This window comes from Maritimimonas sp. 2405UD52-3 (genome assembly GCF_056591715.1).
In genome coordinates this window covers 678590-700805 of record NZ_JBWQOL010000002.1, presented here as the reverse complement: position 1 = coordinate 700805, position 22216 = coordinate 678590, and the positions used below count along the sequence as shown (strand labels likewise).

Sequence of the window (22216 nt, the reverse complement as noted above, 5' to 3'; positions counted from 1 at the left end):
ACAAAGCTACTAAAAATAGTTGTTTTTTTAAGAGCTAATACTGTGAATAGGTTATTTTAAATTCCAGTAATCAAGTAAATGTATAAACTAGATACTTTATGATATGCCATAACCTTTGTAACCTTATTGAAGAATGAGATTTTTTATTTTTAGGAGAAGGAATTAAATGAGACTGGTGACCTTTTGATACTTTTAAAGTGAAGTAAAAAACTCCCAAATAACATCGCAGGCAACAAACTCTTTACTGGTACGCCCTACTAAAAATTCTGGCAAAAGTTCTCTAGCACCGGGCCAGGTATGCCCGCCACCTTCAATTTGATATAACTGCACTTTAGATTGATTTGTGCATGAGCTGTAATTGTAAATAGCTACTTCAGTACCATCATCTTGACTGTCTAGGGTGTCAATAAGTTCAGGAGTGGTTTCACAATTATTGGCATTGGCCCAAAATTGCATATAAGCATCTGTAGAAATAACCAACCCTCTTTCTTGACCTAATACAACAACTTGCCCACCTTCATAAGGTACTAAAGGATCTTCAGTTCCATTCATTACCAGAACAGAATTTGGATTGGCAGGGTTACAACTATTTAAATAATGATTGGAAATAGTTGCTGTGATGATAGCGCCACCTTTAAAAAGGTCAGATCGGTCACACAACAGTCTTGATGACATGAACCCACCATTAGAAATACCCGACGTGAAAATTCGATTGGTATCAATATTAAAATCAGTAATAAGCTGATTGGCAATCTCAGAGATAAACCCAACATCATCTATATTTTCATCCCATGCGGTTACAATACCTGGCACATTTCTACCGTCATTCCATTGCTTTTCAAATCCTTCAGGATATACTACAATAAAGCCATGCGTATCTGCCAGCTCATTAAAACGATGAAACGTACTCTCTTGCAATTCGGTGGCATTCCCTCCACCGCCATGCAGTGCAAATAAGATGGGTAAAGAACTTTGCGTAAATGTTTCAGAAGGAAAATATATTTGGTAGGTTCTGGTTCGTTCTTCCCAGGTCATTTCATAGAGTTGCAGACCGGCTTTATATGTTGGTTCTGAATCTTCAGAGTCGTCATTAGTGCAGCTTTGAAACAGTGTTAAGACAAGTAAGGTATATATAATTCGGTTGAGGAATAGTTTCAATAGTGTCATCTTCTGGGTATCAGTATACTAAAGAACGCATTTTAGTACTATAAAATTGTTTTCCACCTGTATAAGCATTGATAAAAATTATTGTTTCCAATAAAGACAAACTTTCAAGTTAACTATTTCTCTTTTTTAGTTCTCTTTTTTGTGAATAAAAAGGGTGAAAATCTTTAAAAATTTTTAGGGAAAACCCCCTGTAAAAAAGGGGAAAAACCCTGTTGACAACAAAAATTATCTTGAGTAACTTCAATGGCAAATATACCTACCCCTTAAAGCCATGAACAAAAACCTGACCTTATTCCTGTGTTTATTCTCTACCTATTTAGTATGTCAAACAACTTCGGATTTTACTTTTTTAGACAATATCTCAGTTGAATCTAAACTTTACACGGTAGAAGTAAAATTTCCAAAAAATGCCTTTCAATTAAACTTTTGCGATAGGAATAAAACTTGCCATGAATCCATAATTTATTCTTTAGATATTTCAGAATCTATGTTTGTCAAAGATGTTTTGAGTTTGGTTAAATCGAATTTTAATAATGCGTTAAATATATCTTCTATCGATGATGAAGAGAGAAAAAGAATAATCCAATTGAAAGTAAAGGTTAAAAAGAGAAGAGAGTCCTTGAAGTCAGAAATGCTACGCATTACCGAAGCTATTGATAATCCCGATAAGGAATACTCGGGTCGATTAGTAATGAATAAAAAAATAAAACTTTTTACTCCAAAAGAGAAAAAAAAATTCTTAGGGATTACCAATAGACAAATAAATAAAGAATGCCCTGCAACGGAAGAACTAGATGTTGATAAAATATATTTAAATTTTTTCAACAATAAAGTTTCTACTATTGTTATAGAAGGAAGCATAAATGGTGATTCGGTTACTGTAAGCAATAATAATTTTAGTATACCAATTAGATACTTTAATAATAATGGCAATAGATTAATATTCCATCATAATAGCGAAACATATGTAATTGAAATAAATGATGTTTTAGATTATAAATCTGATCAACATTTCAACTATTCGGTCGCCAATAGTGAGATCATTTTAACAGCGGAATCTAGAGAGAAAAGGGTGGAACAAAGGCGATTTATTGACTTCTTTACAGGAACTTTATTTACTGATTTGTTAGGCTTTGATGGAAATAATACTAATAGCTTAGTAATAGCTCAGGCTAAACTATTATTACCATTTAATCAACGAAATTTAAACCCAAAAGGAGCTGAAAATTTAGGAAAATACATTGGTAAATGGTCATTCTTTCGCCAATTAACTACTGAGGTTAATGTAGCACTTTATAATAACTCCAGTGATGAAATTAGACTAATTAAAAGCGTAGATAATGCTCAATTTAGCTTATTTGATGTGTTTCGTAAGAATAATTTAAATGGGAATATAAATTTAGATGTAATAACACATGAAGCCAAAGGTTTCTTCTCACATATTTCTGTTGGTTACAATGCTTCATTTTATAGAACAAGGTTTAAGTCGGTTCTTACACAACCTGCTAATGGAGAGACAGGAGATACAAATACCACAGATTTGGAAGAAACAGGTCAACTATTTTCAATTTCTCACGGACCAATTTTAAACCTTGAAGTAAGACCACAAACAAATTTCGGAGCAGATTTAAGTGTGGGGTTAAATTATTTCACCTATAATGGCCCAGAAACTGTTGCAGGTCAACAGATAAATGATTTATTATCAGATACTGGTAGAAATCATTTTGTTGTAAAGCACAACTTAATAAATGTAAAAGCTGACTTTTATTGGTTAACGAATCCCGGAAAATCAAAAGGAGGTGTTTATGCTAGACTAGGAGGTATATACAATACCGAAAATTCAAGTATTCACCCTCAGTTAATGGTTGGGTATGCTACAAATCTAACCTCTTTTGTGAATCGGTTTAAACCTAAAACAAATTCTGATTCAATACCAACAATTACTAATAATTAAGTTGAACTTCAATTAAAAAGAATGGGAAAAATTTTAAAAGTTTGTTTAGCAATGGGAGGAGGAGTTTCTCTCGGGAGCTTTTCAGGATCCGCCTTAACCGAAGCATTAAAATTACTTATTCTTTACGGAAAGGATAAGGAAGGAAATAAATACGACCAAGTTGTTCTCGATGGAATGAGTGGTGCCAGTGCTGGCGCCATAGCTTTAACGATTATGCTTAAAAGTCTTATTGATTACAAATCAATGATCAAAAAATATAATGAGAAAGTTAAAGATGATTCGGATATCATCGATGAAAACATTCTTGTGAATGAGCTAGCCAAGGATTATTTTGACAATGATCTTGAGAAGACTAAAAAACATGGTTCCATTGAAGCTTTAAAGGCACTTCAACTAGCTCAAAAAATTCAGAATCAAATTTGGACAAAATTATTAACCACCGACGTTTTATTAGGGGATAAAATAGGTAAGAATTATCGTTTAGACCTGCATGATTCATTTGGTTTACTGGATAGAAAAATTTTAATTGAATCAGCCCAACACTATTTGATCGATGATGTGAGTTTTGATCTTCAAAACTTACAGGTACTCGACCGCAAAAGAGTCATTTTTGCCAGCTCTTTGACTAATCTAGTGCCGATTGAAATTGAGTTTAATGGTGGAAAAAAGATTCCTAAGTTAAAACAAAATGTTCTTAAGTCTACAGGATCTCAGAATCATTCTGAGCTCAGAATTATAGATTTTATATTCGAGTCCAATCCAAAAGATTTGTTGCCTTCCGACAGTCGCTGGTTTAGGGTTGCTAACGACTCTACAGGCTTAGCTCCTGGTTCGGAGAATCGAAATCCAAATATGGATTTAAGCTTATTTGACAAAAAATCATGGGCCATACTTTCTTCAACTGCACTTGCATGTGGTGCGTTTCCATTTGCCTTTGAACCGGTCTTACTGAAAAGGTACAAACAAGAATATGGTGGCGACAATGATAATTGGCCACAAGCATTTTCAGCGATTAAAAATGAAATAAATTCAAGTTTTAAAAAAAGAAGTTTTTTTAATGAAGGGCAACTAAATAACATTGATTACGACTCCTTTAATTTTCCTTATATCGATGGAGGTACGTTTAATAATGAACCAATAAGAGAAGCTTTTCGCATTGGGAGTTTTCAAGATTTTGGAGATGTTAGTGATTATGATCGATTGGTATTATTCGTTGATCCAGCAGTGCGGCAAGAAAAATACAATTCATTTAACATCGATTCGTTCCAGGCTATTTATTCAAACTCTAAAGGAAAAACCGAGAGTTTAAACGAAATTACAAAACTTGGCAAGAACATTTCAAGTACGATCTCAGTTTTGGCGAATCAAGGAAGTATTAAGGAAGACCACAGAATTAAAGATGCACAAGAAAGTCTTAATCTAAGAGGTGTTTTATATGATTATATTCAGCACAATAATTTAATTCATGATAAGATTACGGTTGATTTAATCAGGACCGTTTTTACTAAAATTTTAATTAACCTAAATCAAGGAGCCATTCCTGTGGGTACTCGAGATGTAGTTGTTTATTTCAAAAATGAATTAGAAAAAATCTGTAATGAGTACAAAAAATATGAGGCCTGCTATAATATCGAAGTCGATCGGTTGTCTAAGATAAAAAAGCTAATTGAGAAATCTGGAGAGGACAAATTGATAGACTCTTTTAGGGAAGATGGTTCCAATGTAGGCATTGACCAAGTTTATGAAATATTAAATGAAGATACTCCTGAGGTAGACTTTGAAAAACGTAAAAATCTATTTGCTCAAGTTATATTTAGAATTTTGGCCGATTTCTCATTGAAAACTGTTGGTAAAAATGACAAGGCCGAATATATGGCTATATTACCAATTTCCCCTGAGAACTTACATACGATAGAATTACCTGGGGATGAGGTACAGGCATTTGCCGGTTTTGCTTCCTATCCATCCAGGGAATATTCATTTGAATTTGGTCGATTGAGTGCTGTCGTATCATTAAGCACACAAAAGGAAGGGTTTAGAGATGATCTTGATAGTTCAACTGCTCCTTTGACTCCCATTATTCATGATAAATCAATCCCTAAGCTTTTTGATCTACTTAAAGAAAGAGTTCTAGATTTAGAGTTCTACAAACCCGAATACAAATATGCCACGGATCTCAATTTCAATCTTTATGAATTATTTAGGAGACGATTTAAAAATTTATTGTTTCCAAAGAAACCAGGGGGTTGGATTAAAAAAATTATTGCTTTAAAATTTCCGCTTCCTATTGCTGCCACTGTCGGGGGCATTTTTTACCCAATTATTAGCAAGAATTTAAATTACTTAAAACCTTTAGATTCTTTGTTGAAATGTGAATTAAAATCTCAATCGAATAATATCAACTTTAAGAAACTAATCCCGGTTACAATTTCATTGATAAGCTCGAATAAATTATCAAATAAACTGGAATTGTCCTTTTTAAATAAAAAAGTTCGTCCTATAAATTTAAAAGGAGTTGAACATAGAGACAGACCAGACTCTTATCAATATTTGTTTCAACTGTATTACCTGGAATATGTCAAGCCAGATTTAGAGACTCAAAAGAGTAGAAACGAATCCACAATTTATAGCAAGATAAATCCAGAACATGTTGAAGAAGTTGGATTAACGAATGAAGATCGAATATTAAATCCTAGCATCGACAATAATATTAAATACTCAATTTGGCGCTCAGCTTTTGAGAAAAATTCAAAAGACATAGAGATCAAAAAAATACAACATAATAATTCTGATCTGGGTGATATTATAAAAGAGATTAACGATAAAAATTCTACCCTTCATTATTCCTTAAAAAACCTGAATTATCATGTGAATCCAATGCTAGAATTCAATTTAGATGATAGAGAAAAAGGGTGGTATTTTAAGGAAAATACAAGTGCGTTTTATTTTGATTTTTTAGAAGATAAAAAAGTTAAGTATACACAAAATCAGTAAATTATGGAAACAGAAAAAAAAGATTTTTGGGACAAATTTAGAATAGTTTCAAGTATTCTAATACCAATAGCGATTGCGTACGTCGGACACTTATTTGCTTTGATGCAGCATAAAACGGAGCTTCAAACTCAAGAAAATCAGTTTGAACATCAACGACAGGTTTCTATCACTAATTCAAAAGTTAGTCAAATAGGCTTGGTTTCGTCATTCTTTGATGCATTATTAAGTGATAGCCCAAAGAGAAAAAAATTGGCAATTCGATCAATTTTAATTGCTATGCCAAATGAAGGACCTGAATTGGTAAAAATAGTATCAGAATCTGATGAAGAAGATGAGCTTAAGGACTTTGCTGCGAAAACTTTGGATGATAAAAGAGAGCAATTAATAGAAGGATTATTTGATGAAGATAAAACCGTTCGACTTGCATCGTATCAAGAAATTATTTCCGGATGGAAGAACGACTCGCAAATTGCCATTGATATCACAAAATATGGAAGAAAAAACTTAACAAACGAAGATGGGGTATATAATGCATTGGTGGCTCTATCTCATTTAGATAAAAATGCCCTTTCTTATAATAAAGATTCCATTATTGAATTTAGTAGGGTTTCTGAGGTAAATGGTCCTAAAACGAAAGAAAGGGCAATTAAATTAAGAGATAGAATTCCAGAGTAAGATTAGCATAAGCCATTATACTCAATTGAAGAATGAAAAACATTAGCATCATAGAAATCTCAGGGTTACCAGAGACATTTGGTCAAATACTCCTAGTTTTTTCCTTAATACTTAGTCTAAGCCCATACTTGGCGGGAGCTGATTTTGGAATTTTTAATGTTCCAGATTTCGAAAAAAAAGTAAAATCAAGTCTCAAAATATGGGGGCCAATTATTTTTTTAATAAGCATATTGATTCATATCCCTCTTATAAAGTCTCCCGAAAATGTGACTCTAAAAAACCCATTCGGAGAAAATCAAATATTACTTAACAGTAAAAATCTACTCGAAAAGTCATCAAAACTTGATTTCGTTGAGTCCAAAGATATATTCCCCAGTCAAAAGTATTTGTTCCAAATTCCTAAGCCAAGCTATTCAAGTGAGATGGAGTATGAACTTATTTCGCTGGAGGAATACTCTAGAAAACTTGCAACCAAAATTATAGATGAGGAGGAGGATGAAGATTTCTTTAATGATTTTTTAACCAGTATCCCTTTTTTGCGAGATGCAAAGGTTTTTAGGATTTATCGACCAGAACCTTATAATTTGAGAACTACCCGATTAAGTTATGTAGGTGAGAGAGCTTCCAAAAAGGAAATACAAGAAGCAAAAAAGTATGCGTATGGTGGACTCTCTGAATTAATGAAGGAAGATGAAACAGAGGAAGATGCAGAGGTAGAAGAAAATGATGAATTTAGTTTTGATTCTTTTATTGCTAATCTTGATGAACTTATTGCAGATATGAGTCAACAGCAAGTAAACTTATATAATGAACTAGCTATAATGATAATAGATCTTGAGGGATTTGAAAAATACATGATGGGCACTAATCAAGGACGAATAATTAAGGCTTCACCATTATCCTTTATGCTATCAGCAGGCGGGGCATTACCCTACTTTGATGTTCACTCTGTTGAACAAGTTTCTGTAAGCGAAAATAATAAAGTATGGGGATTCTATGGACAAAGAAAATTCAACAATGTAATCATTGACGAAAAACCTGAAAAAGAAGTCTACTATGATTACTATCGACTATATGCGATGAATGACTCTTATTTGTACCAAATTACACTAAGTTATATTCCTAGCTTAAATCACCCCAGAAACACCTGGGATAATTTGGTAAGGCACCTTTTCGAATTAAAAATCGCCGATAATTAATGAGCATAACAGGGTTTGAAGTTAATATTGATTAAAAAATGAAGAAAGTAAAAGAATTTATTAAAGAAAATGATGAGTTTCTTGCTAGTATAATTGCATTGGTAGGGTCTATTGGTGTTATTTTAAATGCAATTAAAGTTACCTCTTTCCAATACATTAATAATATTAATCTATTTACGGATGGATTAAATTTAATTGTATTGTTTATGGGTTTGTACTTTATTAAAAAAACAATTCTTGTTATTAGTGATGACGAAAGTCTTCGATTGTGTAAGAGGTTTAATATAAGTAAAGAAGATTTATTCAATAAATTAATGAGAACAAATTCATTAATTGGACAACTTTACAAGTCTATTCGTTGGTTTATTATTATTCTTTTAGGATTTTATTTATTGCAATTTTATGTTGATAGCTATTTTGATTATGATTCATTTAAAAGTGCTCTTAAAACAGGTGAAGAATACTTAGATTTAATAATAAATAACAATTCTGAAAAGAAAAGTGCAGCACAATATTTGGCGATAGAAATTTTAACTAATGCAACTAACTTATTTAGTGCAACTTTTTTATTTACGGCATTCCTTGTTCTTTTTGGTGTCACATTAGAAGATGACAATAGAACATCAAAAATTAATAATCAAATACCTATCGCCATTGCAGTAGGTATAACCATTTTAAATATTTTAATTCTAGCCAAGGGAATACCTGGTCTAAAACTTGAAGAATCTGCAACCATTGTTCGTTTACTTGGTGGTCTTTATAATGGAATAGCAATGGCACTGCTCTTTAGCAGGTTTATATCTATGGAATATTACTTCCAGAGTTCCAGTAAGTCTTTTGAACGAATGTTCTATTTTTATGGAGTGACAATTTGGCTTCCTCTTTATGTAGTTGTTCAACCACTTTATTCTCTTTTTAATTTATTCGATTTAGGCCAGACTGCAGTAATAAAAGCCATAGTATTTCTGATTACATTTTGGGGAAAGCTAGTTTTTTTATTTTTTATATATACAATGCTCAATAAAAAATGGATTCATTCATATATATTACTAACTCTAATGGAAAAGGATAAATTAGAAAAATTGTCTTTGGAGTTACAAGATGTTGAAAAATTGAATAAAACTAATTTCAACAATTATTAAAATAATTCTTTTGTTTTTTGCATCTATGAATAGATTTTTTTCGTAGCACATCAAATCTAGGGTTCAACGAGGTTAGTCTAGTATGAGATAAGATATTTTTACTTTTTCTAATCAAATTCTTCACCACGATTAAAAGGATATGCCATTATTAGTACCTTGAGTAAGTGTAATGTAAAAAATAAATTTTATGCCAAATACCACCAAGAATCATTACTATACAGTATACTATATTATAGATGGTGCCATCTGTGAATTACTTAGAGAGCTCCCAAATACGTCTAGATGCATTTTGTCTATAATTATTCTTATGTTAAGCTAAAAAAATAATCACCTAATTATCAATTAATTAAAATTAAATTGGTTTTAGGAATATTTTCAAATCTGATTTGGAAACGAGAATTGCCTGGCGGCGAGTCCCGCCACGTCATTTTAAGAGAAAAAACTAGAAATGCTGTAAGCCTTTCTAGTTTTTTGTTTCTCGCCATCCATCAAAAATAAATTTTATCGGATGTCTTAAAACAAAAAAACCAGAACATGTGTTCTGGTTTTTTCTCATCTGTACTGAAGGCGGGACTTGAACCCGCACGGACATTACTGTCCATTGGATTTTAAGTCCAACGTGTCTACCAATTCCACCACTTCAGCAGGACTTAATTTACTGAGCGAAAAACGGGATTCGAACCCGCGACCTCAACCTTGGCAAGGTTGCGCTCTACCAACTGAGCTATTTTCGCCTGTTTTTCTTTAAAAGAACAGACATTTATTTCAAATGCGAGGGCAAATTTAAGACATTTCTGGCAATCTCAAAGCCTTTTTTTAAGTTTTTGCATATCTTAATATTTTCCAATCCTTTTTGTTAAAAATGAGAGTCGTCACTTCGAGTGTTCGCCAAAGGCGGATGTATCGAGAAGTGCATGAAGTTTCAAGAATTCTTGGCCACATATCAATGAAATGGGTTAGGAATTCCGTTGAAATAGAATAGTAAATAAGAAAATCTCTTGTTCTCGATACGTTTTTACTAAAGCAAAAACCCTCGAACTGACGAGATTTTTTATTCTATAGATTATTCTGGATGAAGAGCACTAATTTTAACATGGTTAAACCGTAATTATTGGGTATATTTGCATCCGATTTTCAAAAACTAGATGCAAACCACGGTTGATTCAACTTCACATAGAATTTCTTTCCCAGGAGTTATTGATGATTTAAAACAACTCACCAAGTTTGGTTTGTCCATCAGTGTAGTATTTTCTTCTGTAGCTGGCTATCTTTTAGCAGTAGATGTTATTCACATTCCTACACTACTAAAATTGATTATTGGGGGCTATTGTATGGTAGGTGCTTCCAACACCTTTAACCAGATTATAGAAAAAGATACTGATAAACTCATGAAGCGTACGCAAAACAGGCCACTGCCCACTGGTAGGGTGTCTGTAAATGTGGCCCTCCTATTGGGTATAGTATTAACCTTAACAGGCATTGCTATTTTATATAGCATCAACCCAAAGACGGCTATGTTTAGTGCCATCTCAGTGTTTTTATATGCTTGTGCCTATACACCATTAAAATCGGTAACGCCACTATCTGTTTTTGTGGGTGCCATACCGGGTGCTATTCCGTTTATGCTGGGATGGGTAGCAGCTACCAATCATTTTGATATTGAACCGGGTATGTTATTTATGATTCAGTTCTTTTGGCAGTTCCCACATTTTTGGGCTATCGGATGGTTGGGTTATGACGAATACAAAAAGGCAGGCTTTAATATGATGCCCACAGGTGAAAAGAACAGCAAAGCCACGGCTCAGATTATCCTCTACACATTTTGGATGATCATTGTTTCTATTTTCCCTGTTTTTAAAGTAACAGGTAGTCTATACTTGTCTCCGGTTGCAGCGTTAGTCATTTTAGCATTAGGAGCTTTTATGATGTACTTTGCTATACAGCTACATAAAAAACAAACCGATAAAATAGCCAGGCAATTAATGTTGTCAAGTGTGCTGTACATTACAATGATACAGGTAGTATATGTGGTAGATAAATTTTTACATTGATTATGGAAACAGCAGTAAAGAGGAGAACATCAAAACAAATGCTTTACTTTTCAATGGTAAGCATGGTAATGACTTTTGCCGGGTTAACCAGTGCCTATATCATTAGTAGAAAGCGTGAAGACTGGGTGTCTTTTGAACTGCCACAAGCGTTGTATATAAGTACGGTTTTGATTGTACTTAGCAGTATAGCATTTATTATTGCTAAACGGAGTATAGCCGAAGATAATAGGCAGCAAACCAGCCTGTTTTTAATCCTTACCTTAGTATTAGGCCTTGGTTTTGTTTATTTTCAGATAGAAGGCTTTTATCAGTTAAGGGCGGCAGGGTTTTACGCTGCCGGAAAAGAGAGTGTGGTTTCAGGTGCCTTATTGGTGGTGATCTCTTTCTTGCATATGTTGCATGTGTTAGCTGGTTTAATAGTGCTTTTAGTAGTAATTTATAATCATTTTAAACAACGATATAATTCTAAGGATGCACTTGGCTTAGAGCTGGGAGGTATTTTCTGGCATTTTGTAGATATACTCTGGGTGTTGCTGTTTGTTTTCTTCTATTTCATCCGATAAGAAATAAGGAAAAATACGCATAAAAAAACAGCCAAAAGACCTTAGTATATATCGTATAAGTTTTTTACTTTTGCTCTTGTTAAAACAAAGAGGTAAAAACCTAGTTAAGTCAAGTAAACCAAAAAATAACTTCAAATTATATGGACGCAACAGTAGCTACCGATACTTCAAACGAAGGCGCTTGGAATGGTGGAGGTAAAAGGCCTTTAGGAGCTAGTTATGGAAAAATGATGATGTGGTTCTTCATCATGTCTGATGCATTAACCTTTTCAGGGTTTCTGGTAGCTTATGGTATGATGCGTTTTAGGTTCTTAGATAGTTGGCCAATTGCAGATGAGGTGTTTACGCACATTCCGTTTTCGCATGGTAGCTACCCAATGATCTATGTAGCATTCATGACCTTTATCCTTATTTTTTCATCAGTAACCATGGTACTGGCGGTAGATGCAGGGCATCAGATGAAAAAGAATAAGGTGATATTTTATATGCTCCTTACCATTATTGGAGGTTTAATTTTCGTAGGTTCTCAGGCTTGGGAATGGAAAACATTTATCAATGGCTCCTATGGAGCAGTTGAGTTAGCGGATGGTAAAATTGTACAGTTTGTAGATGATACTGGTCATCAGATACCACTAGCTGATTTTGTAAACAGTAAACATGGTGAACGAGAACAATTAGAAAGACATGATGCGCTTTGGTATATGTCAGGAGCATCAGTTCCACCATTTACTGTTGCTGAGGTGGTAGAGAGTTTTAAGGCAAACCCTAATGTAAACTTACGTACTGAAAAAATAGACTTGGCTACCAAGCAAAAAACAATTGTTTCAAAGGAAGAAGCTGCAGCATTATTAAAAGAAGCTACAGGTGTGGTAACAGGTGCTAATCTTATTAGAAATGAATATGGTAAAACTTTATTTGCCAATTTCTTTTTCTTTATTACAGGTTTTCACGGATTTCACGTTTTTTCAGGAATTGTGATCAATATCATTATTTTCTTTAATGTGATTATAGGTACTTATGAAAAACGAGGCCATTATGAAATGGTTGAAAAGGTTGGGTTGTACTGGCACTTTGTAGATTTAGTATGGGTATTTGTATTTACATTCTTCTATCTGGTTTAAAATAAAATTATAATGGCACACGCAGAAGCGCACGAATCACATGTAGGATTAATCTGGAAAGTATTTGGTTTTCTATCTTTAGTAACCGTTGTTGAGGTAGTATTAGGTATTTATAAACCGGCTTCATTACACTTACAGCAGTTTTTAGGTACTAGTTTGTTAAATTGGATCTTTATCATTTTAACACTGATAAAGGCCTATGGCATAGCCTGGTATTTTATGCACTTAAGAGATGAAAAAGCCAGCTTACGAAGGGCTATTGTATGGACATGCGTTTTCTTGATTTGTTATTTGACTGCCTTGGTTTTGATTGAAGGAGACTATATATATGAAGAGATGCTGCCATACATAGAGTGGACATACCTTAAATAATATATGAAGCGGTTTTGAACCGCTTTTTTTAGCTGTATGAATATGAAGAGTAAGAAATTTTGGGTGCTGTTTAGCCTGTTTATAATCCCACTGGTGTTTTATCTTTTACTACTTACAGGCACCAATAATTTTGCAAAACTTCCAGTAATTACTGAAAAAGTTAGTGATATCAAACAGTTTACTGCTGACGTAGATAGTACGCTTACACTAGATAATAAGATTACCATTCTTTCTTTTTTAGGAGATGATCTTGAAAAAAGCCAGTCCAATGCATTGACTTTAACAGAGAAGATCTACAAGCGTTTTCATATGTTCAAAGACTTTCAGTTTGTGGTTGTCTTACCTTACGGGATGGAGGAGCAAGCACGAAAAATTAAGGAAAAAGTAGCTTTTGCCACCAATATGGATAAGTTCTATTTTGCCTTTGGTAAGCAAGAAGAGATAGCAAGCTTATTTAATAGTTTAGAAACCAGTTATACACTGGCAGATAATGGCTATTCTCAATATGCATTTATTATTGATCGAGATATGAATCTTAGAGGTAGAACCGATGATGATGATATTGACAGTGGTATGCTCTATGGCTACAGTGCTGAGACGGTAGCACCTATTCATGATAAAATGGTGGATGATGTAAAAGTATTGGTAGCTGAGTATCGGTTTGAGTTAAAAAAGAATAACAATAGAAGAGAGATTTAATGAAGAGTAAATCTTATATAGGTATTTCCTTTATCATTTTGGTATTTGGTATTTATGCCATTCCAAAAATTGTAGATCGGGTTACCAAAAAGGACGTTAGTGAAGCTACCCGAATGAATAAAGTAAAGGGTGGTAGCTTATCTTATTTAAAAATAAATGATGAAGAGAAAAAAATGCCTGATTTTGCATTTATAAATCAGGACAGTTTGCTCATTACCAATGCTGATTATAAGAACAAAGTTTACGTAGTGGAATTCTTCTTTACTACCTGTCCAACCATTTGTCCTATCATGAATAAGAACATGGTAAAGCTAGACAAAAAATTTGGTAAGCGTGATGATTTTGGAATTGCTTCTTTTACTATCAATCCTGAACATGACAGACCAATGGTTTTAAAAGAGTATGCTGAAGAGTATGGTGTGTCTTCTATGAATTGGCATATGCTTACTACTGATAATAAGGATAAAGTCTATGAACTGTCTAATAAAGGCTTGAATATTTTTGCCGAGATCAATCCCGAAGTGGCTGGTGGTTTTGAGCATCAAGGCTATTTTGCACTCATTGATAAAAAAGGATTTATCCGCTCACGAAGGGATGAACATGGCAATCCTATTGTGTATTATCTGGGGATTGAAGATGATCAGATCGAATTATTAAAAGAGGATATTCAAAAATTATTGGAGGAATAAATGAGCGAGGAAGTAACGTCAGCAAAGAAATACAATAAATGGATTATTGTTTTATCCATTACCATTCCATTAGTTGTTGCTGCTTTGTTTGGTATTAAAATACCTAATGTTGAGCCCCTATCTTTTTTACCACCTATCTACGCATCTATTAACGGATTAACAGCACTACTACTTGTTATTGCTTTTTGGGCTATTAAGAACGGTAAAAGACTGCTACATGAGCGGCTTATGAAAACAGCCATTGTATGTTCGGTTGCCTTTTTAGCTATGTATGTAGCTTATCATATGACCTCTGACTCCACTCCTTTTGGAGGTGAAGGAACAATTAGATACATATATTTCTTTATTTTATTGACGCATATATTACTATCAATTGTAATTATTCCTTTTGTGCTGATTACGTATGTAAGAGCTATTACCAATGATTTTGAACGGCATAAAAAAATAGCACGTGTCACATTTCCTTTATGGTTGTATGTTGCTGTAAGTGGTGTCATAGTTTACTTAATGATTTCACCTTATTACACATGAAATGTGTATAAACTTTTTTAGGCATATGAAAAAAGTGCTTTTCATCTTGATGTTATTAGTGTCACAAATTACCTTGGGGCAATGTGCTATGTGTAAGGCTGTGGTAGAATCTGGTGATGCTGAAATTGCGGAGTCTGTAAATTCAGGGATTATTTACCTGATGGCTTTCCCTTATATTTTGGTAGGCATTGGAGTTTATTTTCTATATAGGTATTATAAAAAGTTAAAACTTTAACATTTCAATAAGAACACAAAAGTGTAACAAGTTTTAATTTTAGTCGTCATATTAAAAAATCAAAAATCTGTTATTATCAAGCCTAACTCAAATACATCGATATTTTATGCTTGGTTTTGTATACTAAAATCTATTTTATGAAAACGAAATTAAGTGTACTACTTGCCTTCTGTTTAATCACATTTACATTTGCACAAGATAAAAAATGGTCACTCAAAGAGTGTGTAGACCATGCTTTAGAAAATAACTTATCAGTGCAACGTGCAAAATATACTACTGACCTTAGAAAAGAGGATATAGCTACAGCTAGAGGCAATAAATTACCAGGAGTTTCTGCATCAGCGTCTCAGAACTTTAGTTTTGGTTCTGGTTTTGATGCTACTACTAATACCAGGGTTTCTGCCGATAGACGTTCTAATAATTTTGGTGTGAATGCAGGAATGACGTTGTTTGATGGATTTAGTATTAAAAACAGTCATAAACAATCTAAAGTAGCTTATGAAGCTAGCTTACTGGATTTGGAAAAAATGAAGAACGATATTTCTTTAAATATTGTGAACTCGTATTTAAACGTATTATTCAATAAAGAGAATCTGAAAATTGCGGAAGCTCAATTAGAGATTAGCAAGCAGCAGGTTGAACAAACTAAAGGATTAGTTGATGAAGGTGTACAGCCAAGAGGTAATTTATTAGAAGTTGAGGCTACCAAGATCAATGATGAAAATGCCATAGTAACTGCAGAGAACAATGTAGCACTTGCTCTATTAGAGCTATCTCAATTATTACAGATACCTAACCAAGGATTTGATGTTGAAGATATTCCTATAAGTATTAATTCAGTTGCGTTGTTATATAATAACACAAATGAAATATTTGAAAAAGCGGTAGCCAATCAACCGGAAATAAAAAGTGCTGAATTAGGTTTGCAAAATGCTGAAACACAAATACAAATAGCTAAAGCAGACTACTTGCCAGATTTATCTGTGAGTGCTGGCTTGAGTACGGTTTACAATCATTTACAGGGATCAAGTGATGATTTTTTTGTAAGAGAAGATCCTAGAGACCCAACAAGTCCATTGGTATTGATTGAAAATGGTTTTTGGGATCAACTGGATAATAATTTTGGTCAGTTTGTTGGATTGAATTTAAGTATTCCTATTTTTAATAGAGGTCAGGTAAAAGCCAATGTAAACCGTGCCAAGGTAAATCAGAAAATAGCTGAGGTTACGCTTTCTGATCAAAAATTAGCCTTGCGCGAAGCTATTGAAAGAGCTTATATCAATGCAAAAGCTACGCTTAAGGAGTATGAGGCAGCCACCAAATCAGTCGAAGCGCAGCAATTGTCATTTGATTATGCTAAGCAGCGTTATGATCTTGGTGCTACCAATTCATTTGATTTTGAACAGGTACGAAACCGCTTAGTAAATGCACAAGCTTCTTTAAATAGAGCAAAGTATAATTTTGTATTTAGAACCAAAGTTTTAGAGTTCTATTACGGAATTCCGATTATAACAGAATAAGTTAAATTAGTTAACTAAAAAGGCCTGTCAAGATAATAGCTTGGCAGGTCTTTTTATATTTGCACATATTTTTTTAAGATTGGCTTTTATACTCAACATAGAAACAGCAACGAAAAATTGCTCTGTAAGCTTAGCGAAAGATGGAGAACTGATAGCTCTCAAAGAACTTAATGATGGCAATTATTCCCATGGAGAAAACCTACATGTTTTTATAGAAGAGGTTGTTGAAAAAGCGAGTATAGTTATTAATGATCTAGACGCAATAGCTGTGAGCAAAGGTCCGGGCTCCTATACAGGTTTGCGTATTGGTGTTTCTACGGCTAAAGGATTGTGTTTTAGTTTAGATAAACCACTTATTGCAATACCCACTTTAGAAGCTTTAGCAAATGCCATTGAAGTTGAGAAAGACACATTTATAGTTCCAATGTTAGATGCGCGTAGAATGGAAGTGTTTAGCGCTGTATTTAATAGCGCTCATCATCAAATACGAGAAACACAAGCAGAAATTATTGATGCACATTCTTTTTCAGAATTTCTAAATAAAAATAAGGTCTATTTTTTGGGTGATGGTGCTGAAAAATGTAAAGAAGTCATTCAGCATAAGAATGCTGTTTTTCTAGAAGGTTATTTTCCTTCAGCAAAGGAGATGGTAAAGTTGTCTTATGAGGAGTATAAAAAAAGCGACACCAAAGATGTCGCCTATTTTGAACCTTTTTATTTAAAGGATTTTTTGATAACTCAAAAGAAATCTTAACCTTCCTTTTGAATTTCTACCGAATGTGGGTATGGTATTTCAATACCTGCGTTGTCTAATTCGGTTTTAATATTTTCTAAGTTAGAAGAATAAACTGCCCAATAATCTTCTGGTTTTACCCATGTTCGTACAGAGTAATCTACAGAACTTTCCCCTAAGCCAGTCATTACAACAGCAGGAGGAGGATCCTTTAATATTTTAGGATGCGAGTTGAAAATTTTTTCCAAAGTTTCTTTGGTTTGCTTAATATCTGCATCATATGAAACACCTACAGGTAAATCTACCCTTCTAACATCTTCACTAGAATAGTTAATAATGTTTCCATTTGATAAAATTCCATTTGGAATAATAACTTCTTTATTATCTAGGGAGTTTAGTTTGGTAGTAAATATTTCAATTTCCTTTACAATGCCTTCTTCACCTTGTGCAGAAATATAATCTCCAACTTTAAAAGGCTTAAAAATCATGATCAGAACACCACCAGCAAAATTAGCAAGTGAGCCTTGTAAAGCCATACCTACGGCCAAACCTGCAGCCGCTATAACGGCGGCAAAAGAAGTTGTTTTCACTCCTAGTTGTCCTAAAATTGCTAATATTAACAAGATCTTTAGACCCCAGGAGATAAGATTTAATAAGAATTTTTGTAAACTCTCTTCATAGTTACTTCGGGTCATTGACTTCCTGGCAACATTCATTATTTTGTTAATGATCCAAGAACCAATGATCCAAATGACAATAGCTCCAATAATTTTTAGCCCGTACTCCGTTACATAAACAGTTAGTTGGTCAATAATTTTTTCTAAATCCATAATTAGTTATACATTTTAATAAGTGTGAATATTAGTCCTAAAATAGCTGGAACAGCTTGTACATAGAAGATTCTGATCTTCTTTGTTGAATAAGACCCGTAAATACCTGCAAAAGTCACACAAACTAGAAAAAAAATGGCAATTTGATCCGTAAAACTTTTGTTAAGAATTGCCCAGACAAGACCAGCTGCTAAAAATCCATTATATAACCCTTGATTGGCTGCTAATACTTTTGATTGTTCAGCCAGTTCTTTTGTAAGTCCAAAGGCTTTCATACCTTTTGGTTTGGTCCAGTAAAACATTTCAAGAATCATAAAATAAAAATGGAGTAGAGCCACAAATGCGATTATAATAATTTGTATTGCTTTCATTATAATTTAGTGTTTAGTTGTTTTAAAGCTTCCTGGGTTTCAGTAACCGGTAACTGACAAGCACCATCTACACATACATAAATAGTAGTTTGATTTTCATTAAATTTATTTTCAAGTAAAGGAATATCGCTATCTTCTGTTGCGCCCACAATGAGCTTATTAGGGATGAAATGCGTATTCAGTTCTTGTATTTTTTCCTTTGCTTCTCTTCCAGATATAGCTACTTCATAAAAATCACCGGTAAGGTTTAAATACAAAGACAGCCAATTAGAAGCACCAGAACCATATTTTAAAGCACGATCTTTTATATTATGTAGCATTTGTCTTGCAGCCGAAGTATAATCTAGATTATAAAAATAATGACCTAATAAAAAGAGGTTATTTGCCATGATAGAATTAGATGATGAAATAACATTATCATCTGTATCAATTTTTCTTGCAATTAAAGCCTCATCCTCATCAGAAGTGAAGAAAAACATCTGACTTTTTTTATCATAAAAATGTTGAAAGCAATAGTCAGTTAATTCTCTGGCTTTTTGAAGCCATTGCTCATCTAGTGTAACTTGATATAAGTTTAAAAAGGCATCTATTGTAGTGGCATAATCTTCTAAATACCCATTGATAGAACTTTTTCCATCTTTATAATTTCTATTGAGTCCGCCGTCTTTTCGTAGTTGATTTTTTACAATGAAATTGGCATTCTTTAAGGCCATTTTCAAAAAGTGATCATCATTAAAGATACTATACGCATTTGCATACCCTTTAAGCATTAAGGAATTCCAGGAGGTTAGAATTTTATCATCTAATCTTGGGCGACTTCTCTTTTCGCGGTGTTCTAAAAGTGAAGCTTTCCACTTTTGTACCTTAGTCAGTAACTCATCAACTGAAATGGAATGGTTATTTGCTATTTCCGCATCTGATTTCGTACGATGTAAATTGTAATTTTCATGTTCCCATTTCCATTCACTTAAAATATTATAGTAGTCACTAAAAAGATCAAAGTCGTCTTTTAAAAGGTCTTTCAACTCTTGTTCGCTCCAAACATAAAAAACACCTTCTTCTAGTTCACCTTTCTCATTGGCACTATCCGCGTCAAGCGAAGAATAAAACCCTCCTGTTTCATCTAACAATTCTCGTTCAATGAATTGAGTAGTCTCATATACTATTGTTTTATAAAAAGGGTTTTTTGTGGTCTGGTAAGCATTGGCATATAGACTAACGAGTTGCCCATTGTCATAAAGCATTTTTTCAAAATGAGGGATATGCCACTTAGCATCTACAGAATAACGGGCAAATCCGCCACCTATTTGATCATAAATACCACCCATAGCCATTTTCATGAGTGAATTATTAACATGATTTAGTATACTGTCATTGGAACTTCTAAAGCCATACCGTAACAAAAATTCTAAATTGTTGGGTAATGGGAATTTCGGAGCGCCAACATTACCGCCTAAGTCAAAGTCCATGTATTTCTGCCACCTGCTAACTACTGAGTCAAGTTCAGTTTTTGAGAATAGTTTTTCTGAAGTATTGAGCTTAACCAGATCAGAGTTTTGAACACCTTCAGTTAATTTTACTGCATATTCTTCCACTTTTTCAGGACTTTCCTGGTAGGCTTTTGTTAGTTGGTTTAGGGCTTGTAACCAATTCTCTTTTGGAAAATACGTACCACCCCAAACTGGTCTTCCATCGGGTAAGGCTATACAATTGAGAGGCCATCCGCCACGGCCAGTCATCAATTGAACCGCGTTCATGTAGATTTGATCAATGTCAGGACGTTCTTCACGATCAATTTTAATGTTGATGAAGTTTTGATTCATGATTTTAGCCACCGCAGTGTCTTCAAAACTTTCTCGCTCCATAACATGGCACCAATGACAAGCAGCATACCCTATAGAAATCAAAAGCATTTTGTTTTCTTTCTTTGCCTTTTCAAGTGCTTCCTCTCCCCAAGGATACCAGTCTACAGGATTATGAGCATGTTGTAATAGGTATGGGCTTGATTCATTAATGAGTTTATTGGTGTATAAATGATCAGACATTTGAGATGTTTTTTTGTTGCATCCAACAAGTATAGTAAAGAGAATAGCTATGAAGAGATACCTCATAAAAAGAAATATTTTGCTCAAAGATACATAATAAAAAAGCGCTCTGAATGAATCAAAACGCTCTCATATTTTGTAGTAGTTTTTGGTTATTTTACTTCAAAAGTAATCTTAACATTTACACGAAATTCAGTCACATCATCACCATCAACAACAGCACTCTGAGATTGAACAAATACTGATTTAATGTGTTTTACACTTTTTGAAGCATGCTTTACTGCTTTTTTGGTAGCCTCTTCCCAACTTTTGTCAGAATTTGCCATTACTTCAATAACTTTCATTACTGCCATAACTATTTAGTTTTAAGATTAAAAAATTAAGTGAAACGTAAAGCTACAAAAATTAACCATTAATAGCAATAACCTCTTCAACCTTATTGGGCAGTAACTGCTTTAATGTAGCTTCAATGCCATTTTTAAGTGTAACCGTTGATGAAGGGCAGCCACTACATGCTCCTTGTAATATTACATTTACCGTTTTACTACCTGTATTGTAAGATTGAAACATAATATTACCGCCGTCAGATGTTACAGCAGGTTTAATGTATTCATCTAAAATAGCTACAATTTCCTGCGAAATGTCATCAAGATCTTCCGTGTGAACTGGGTCAAATTCTGGAGTAGCTGTTTTTTTTGGCTCATAATTTTCTGAAATGACCGGTTTGCCTCCACGAATATATTCTTTGATAAAATCACGTAAAGCAGTGGTAATCTCAAACCACTCAACAGTATCATTTTTGGTTAGTGAAATATAATTATCTGAGATGAAGATCTCTTTGATAAAGGGAAAATCAAAAAATGCTTTTGCTAATGGTACATCAATAGCATCTTCAGTACTAAGTACTTCAATATTTTGTGTGGTCAATAGCTTGTTGGTTACAAATTTCATAACACCCGGATTTGGGGTGCTTTCAGCATACACTTCTACGAGATTAGGTTTGTTTTCCTGAGTACCAAAAAGGCTTTCATGCTTGTTAAGATAATTCTCAATAACCGCTTTTAATTCATCTTGAACCTCCGGCCATTCAACAATATTATAGCGTTCTATTGCCATGAAATTAGCGGTAACAAATACTTTTTTTACAAATGGTAAATGAAATAGTTGCTGCACCAATGTAGAATTTTTGGCTTCATCTACATTATGATATTCAAAGCTGCCATCGGTTAATATTTTGTTGGCTACAAGTTTTATGATGGATTCGTTGGGGGTATTTTCTATGGAAATAGTAGTCTGCTGCATTGCACAAATTAATTTGTGCAAAT

Annotated in this window: 21 protein-coding genes and 2 tRNA genes; 15 read left to right on the top strand and 8 right to left on the bottom strand. The window is 33.6% G+C overall.

The genetic code is table 11. From position 1 onward, the window contains the following. Positions 1-192: 192 nt before the first annotated feature. Positions 193-1167 carry an extracellular catalytic domain type 1 short-chain-length polyhydroxyalkanoate depolymerase gene (locus AC1EU5_RS07465; RefSeq protein ID WP_480191744.1) on the bottom strand — a complete coding sequence of 325 codons (975 nt, stop codon included), beginning with the start codon at positions 1165-1167 and terminating at the stop codon, positions 193-195. Between the two features lie 271 nt (positions 1168-1438). Between AC1EU5_RS07465 and AC1EU5_RS07460 the strand changes: the two genes are divergently transcribed. Genes AC1EU5_RS07460 through AC1EU5_RS07440 form a run of 5 tightly spaced genes read left to right on the top strand, consistent with a single transcriptional unit; the run spans position 1439 to position 9131 of the window. Next, complete coding sequence (locus tag AC1EU5_RS07460) at positions 1439-3121, top strand: hypothetical protein (RefSeq protein WP_480191743.1); 1683 nt, start codon at positions 1439-1441, stop codon at positions 3119-3121. 21 nt (positions 3122-3142) lie between these two features. Further along, positions 3143-6115, top strand: a complete 2973-nt coding sequence (locus AC1EU5_RS07455; RefSeq protein ID WP_480191742.1) for a patatin-like phospholipase family protein — start codon at positions 3143-3145, stop codon at positions 6113-6115. Positions 6116-6118: 3 nt separating this feature from the next. Then, a complete protein-coding gene (locus AC1EU5_RS07450) occupies positions 6119-6790 on the top strand; it encodes a hypothetical protein (RefSeq protein ID WP_480191741.1) in 672 nt (223 codons plus the stop codon). A 32-nt stretch (positions 6791-6822) separates the two neighbouring features. Beyond that, complete coding sequence (locus AC1EU5_RS07445) at positions 6823-7989, top strand: hypothetical protein (protein ID WP_480191740.1); 1167 nt, start codon at positions 6823-6825, stop codon at positions 7987-7989. 38 nt (positions 7990-8027) lie between these two features. Beyond that, on the top strand, positions 8028-9131 hold the full coding sequence (locus AC1EU5_RS07440) for a hypothetical protein (RefSeq protein ID WP_480191739.1): 1104 nt from the start codon (positions 8028-8030) through the stop codon (positions 9129-9131). Positions 9132-9690: 559 nt separating this feature from the next. On the opposite strand, the gene AC1EU5_RS07435 is transcribed toward AC1EU5_RS07440, so the two are convergent. Beyond that, a tRNA-Leu gene (locus tag AC1EU5_RS07435) sits at positions 9691-9776 on the bottom strand. Positions 9777-9792: 16 nt separating this feature from the next. Beyond that, positions 9793-9865 (bottom strand) — tRNA-Gly (locus tag AC1EU5_RS07430). A gap of 411 nt (positions 9866-10276) precedes the next feature. Here AC1EU5_RS07430 and cyoE point away from each other — a divergent pair. The 10 genes from cyoE (at position 10277) to tsaB (ending at position 17666) form a co-directional block, all read left to right on the top strand. Beyond that, positions 10277-11182, top strand: coding sequence for a heme o synthase (cyoE, locus tag AC1EU5_RS07425; protein ID WP_480191738.1), 906 nt, complete (start codon positions 10277-10279; stop codon positions 11180-11182). Positions 11183-11184: 2 nt separating this feature from the next. Then, on the top strand, positions 11185-11745 hold the full coding sequence (locus AC1EU5_RS07420; protein WP_480191737.1) for a cytochrome c oxidase subunit 3: 561 nt from the start codon (positions 11185-11187) through the stop codon (positions 11743-11745). A 140-nt stretch (positions 11746-11885) separates the two neighbouring features. Then, positions 11886-12866: a cytochrome c oxidase subunit 3 gene (locus tag AC1EU5_RS07415; RefSeq protein ID WP_480191736.1), complete on the top strand. Its 981-nt coding sequence runs from the start codon at positions 11886-11888 to the stop codon at positions 12864-12866. Positions 12867-12878: 12 nt separating this feature from the next. Then, a complete protein-coding gene (locus tag AC1EU5_RS07410; RefSeq protein ID WP_480191735.1) occupies positions 12879-13238 on the top strand; it encodes a cytochrome C oxidase subunit IV family protein in 360 nt (119 codons plus the stop codon). Positions 13239-13280: 42 nt separating this feature from the next. Further along, complete coding sequence (locus tag AC1EU5_RS07405) at positions 13281-13937, top strand: hypothetical protein (RefSeq protein ID WP_480191734.1); 657 nt, start codon at positions 13281-13283, stop codon at positions 13935-13937. Beyond that, the gene (locus AC1EU5_RS07400) at positions 13937-14626 is read left to right on the top strand and encodes an SCO family protein (protein ID WP_480191733.1); all 690 of its coding nucleotides are present in this window, start codon (positions 13937-13939) and stop codon (positions 14624-14626) included. The genes AC1EU5_RS07405 and AC1EU5_RS07400 overlap by 1 nt, the downstream gene beginning before the upstream one ends. Continuing rightward, positions 14627-15157 carry a DUF420 domain-containing protein gene (locus AC1EU5_RS07395; protein WP_480191732.1) on the top strand — a complete coding sequence of 177 codons (531 nt, stop codon included), beginning with the start codon at positions 14627-14629 and terminating at the stop codon, positions 15155-15157. A gap of 25 nt (positions 15158-15182) precedes the next feature. Continuing rightward, positions 15183-15392, top strand: coding sequence for a hypothetical protein (locus tag AC1EU5_RS07390; RefSeq protein WP_480191731.1), 210 nt, complete (start codon positions 15183-15185; stop codon positions 15390-15392). A gap of 137 nt (positions 15393-15529) precedes the next feature. Beyond that, entirely contained in the window at positions 15530-16912 is a 1383-nt protein-coding gene (locus tag AC1EU5_RS07385) for a TolC family protein (protein WP_480191730.1), read from the top strand. 79 nt (positions 16913-16991) lie between these two features. Continuing rightward, positions 16992-17666 carry a tRNA (adenosine(37)-N6)-threonylcarbamoyltransferase complex dimerization subunit type 1 TsaB gene (gene tsaB, locus AC1EU5_RS07380; RefSeq protein ID WP_480191835.1) on the top strand — a complete coding sequence of 225 codons (675 nt, stop codon included), beginning with the start codon at positions 16992-16994 and terminating at the stop codon, positions 17664-17666. Here the strand turns inward: tsaB and AC1EU5_RS07375 are convergent. The 5 genes from AC1EU5_RS07375 to AC1EU5_RS07355 form a co-directional block, all read right to left on the bottom strand. After that, entirely contained in the window at positions 17663-18475 is an 813-nt protein-coding gene (locus AC1EU5_RS07375; protein ID WP_480191729.1) for a mechanosensitive ion channel family protein, read from the bottom strand. The genes tsaB and AC1EU5_RS07375 overlap by 4 nt on opposite strands. Before the next feature lie 2 nt (positions 18476-18477). After that, entirely contained in the window at positions 18478-18846 is a 369-nt protein-coding gene (locus AC1EU5_RS07370; RefSeq protein ID WP_480191728.1) for a DUF1304 domain-containing protein, read from the bottom strand. After that, complete coding sequence (locus tag AC1EU5_RS07365) at positions 18846-20891, bottom strand: thioredoxin domain-containing protein (RefSeq protein ID WP_480191727.1); 2046 nt, start codon at positions 20889-20891, stop codon at positions 18846-18848. The genes AC1EU5_RS07370 and AC1EU5_RS07365 overlap by 1 nt, the downstream gene beginning before the upstream one ends. Before the next feature lie 152 nt (positions 20892-21043). Then, complete coding sequence (locus tag AC1EU5_RS07360) at positions 21044-21244, bottom strand: dodecin family protein (protein WP_480191726.1); 201 nt, start codon at positions 21242-21244, stop codon at positions 21044-21046. Between the two features lie 52 nt (positions 21245-21296). After that, positions 21297-22214 (bottom strand): NifU family protein, encoded by a 918-nt coding sequence (locus AC1EU5_RS07355; RefSeq protein WP_480191725.1) that lies wholly within the window; start codon positions 22212-22214, stop codon positions 21297-21299. Positions 22215-22216 lie beyond the last annotated feature (2 nt).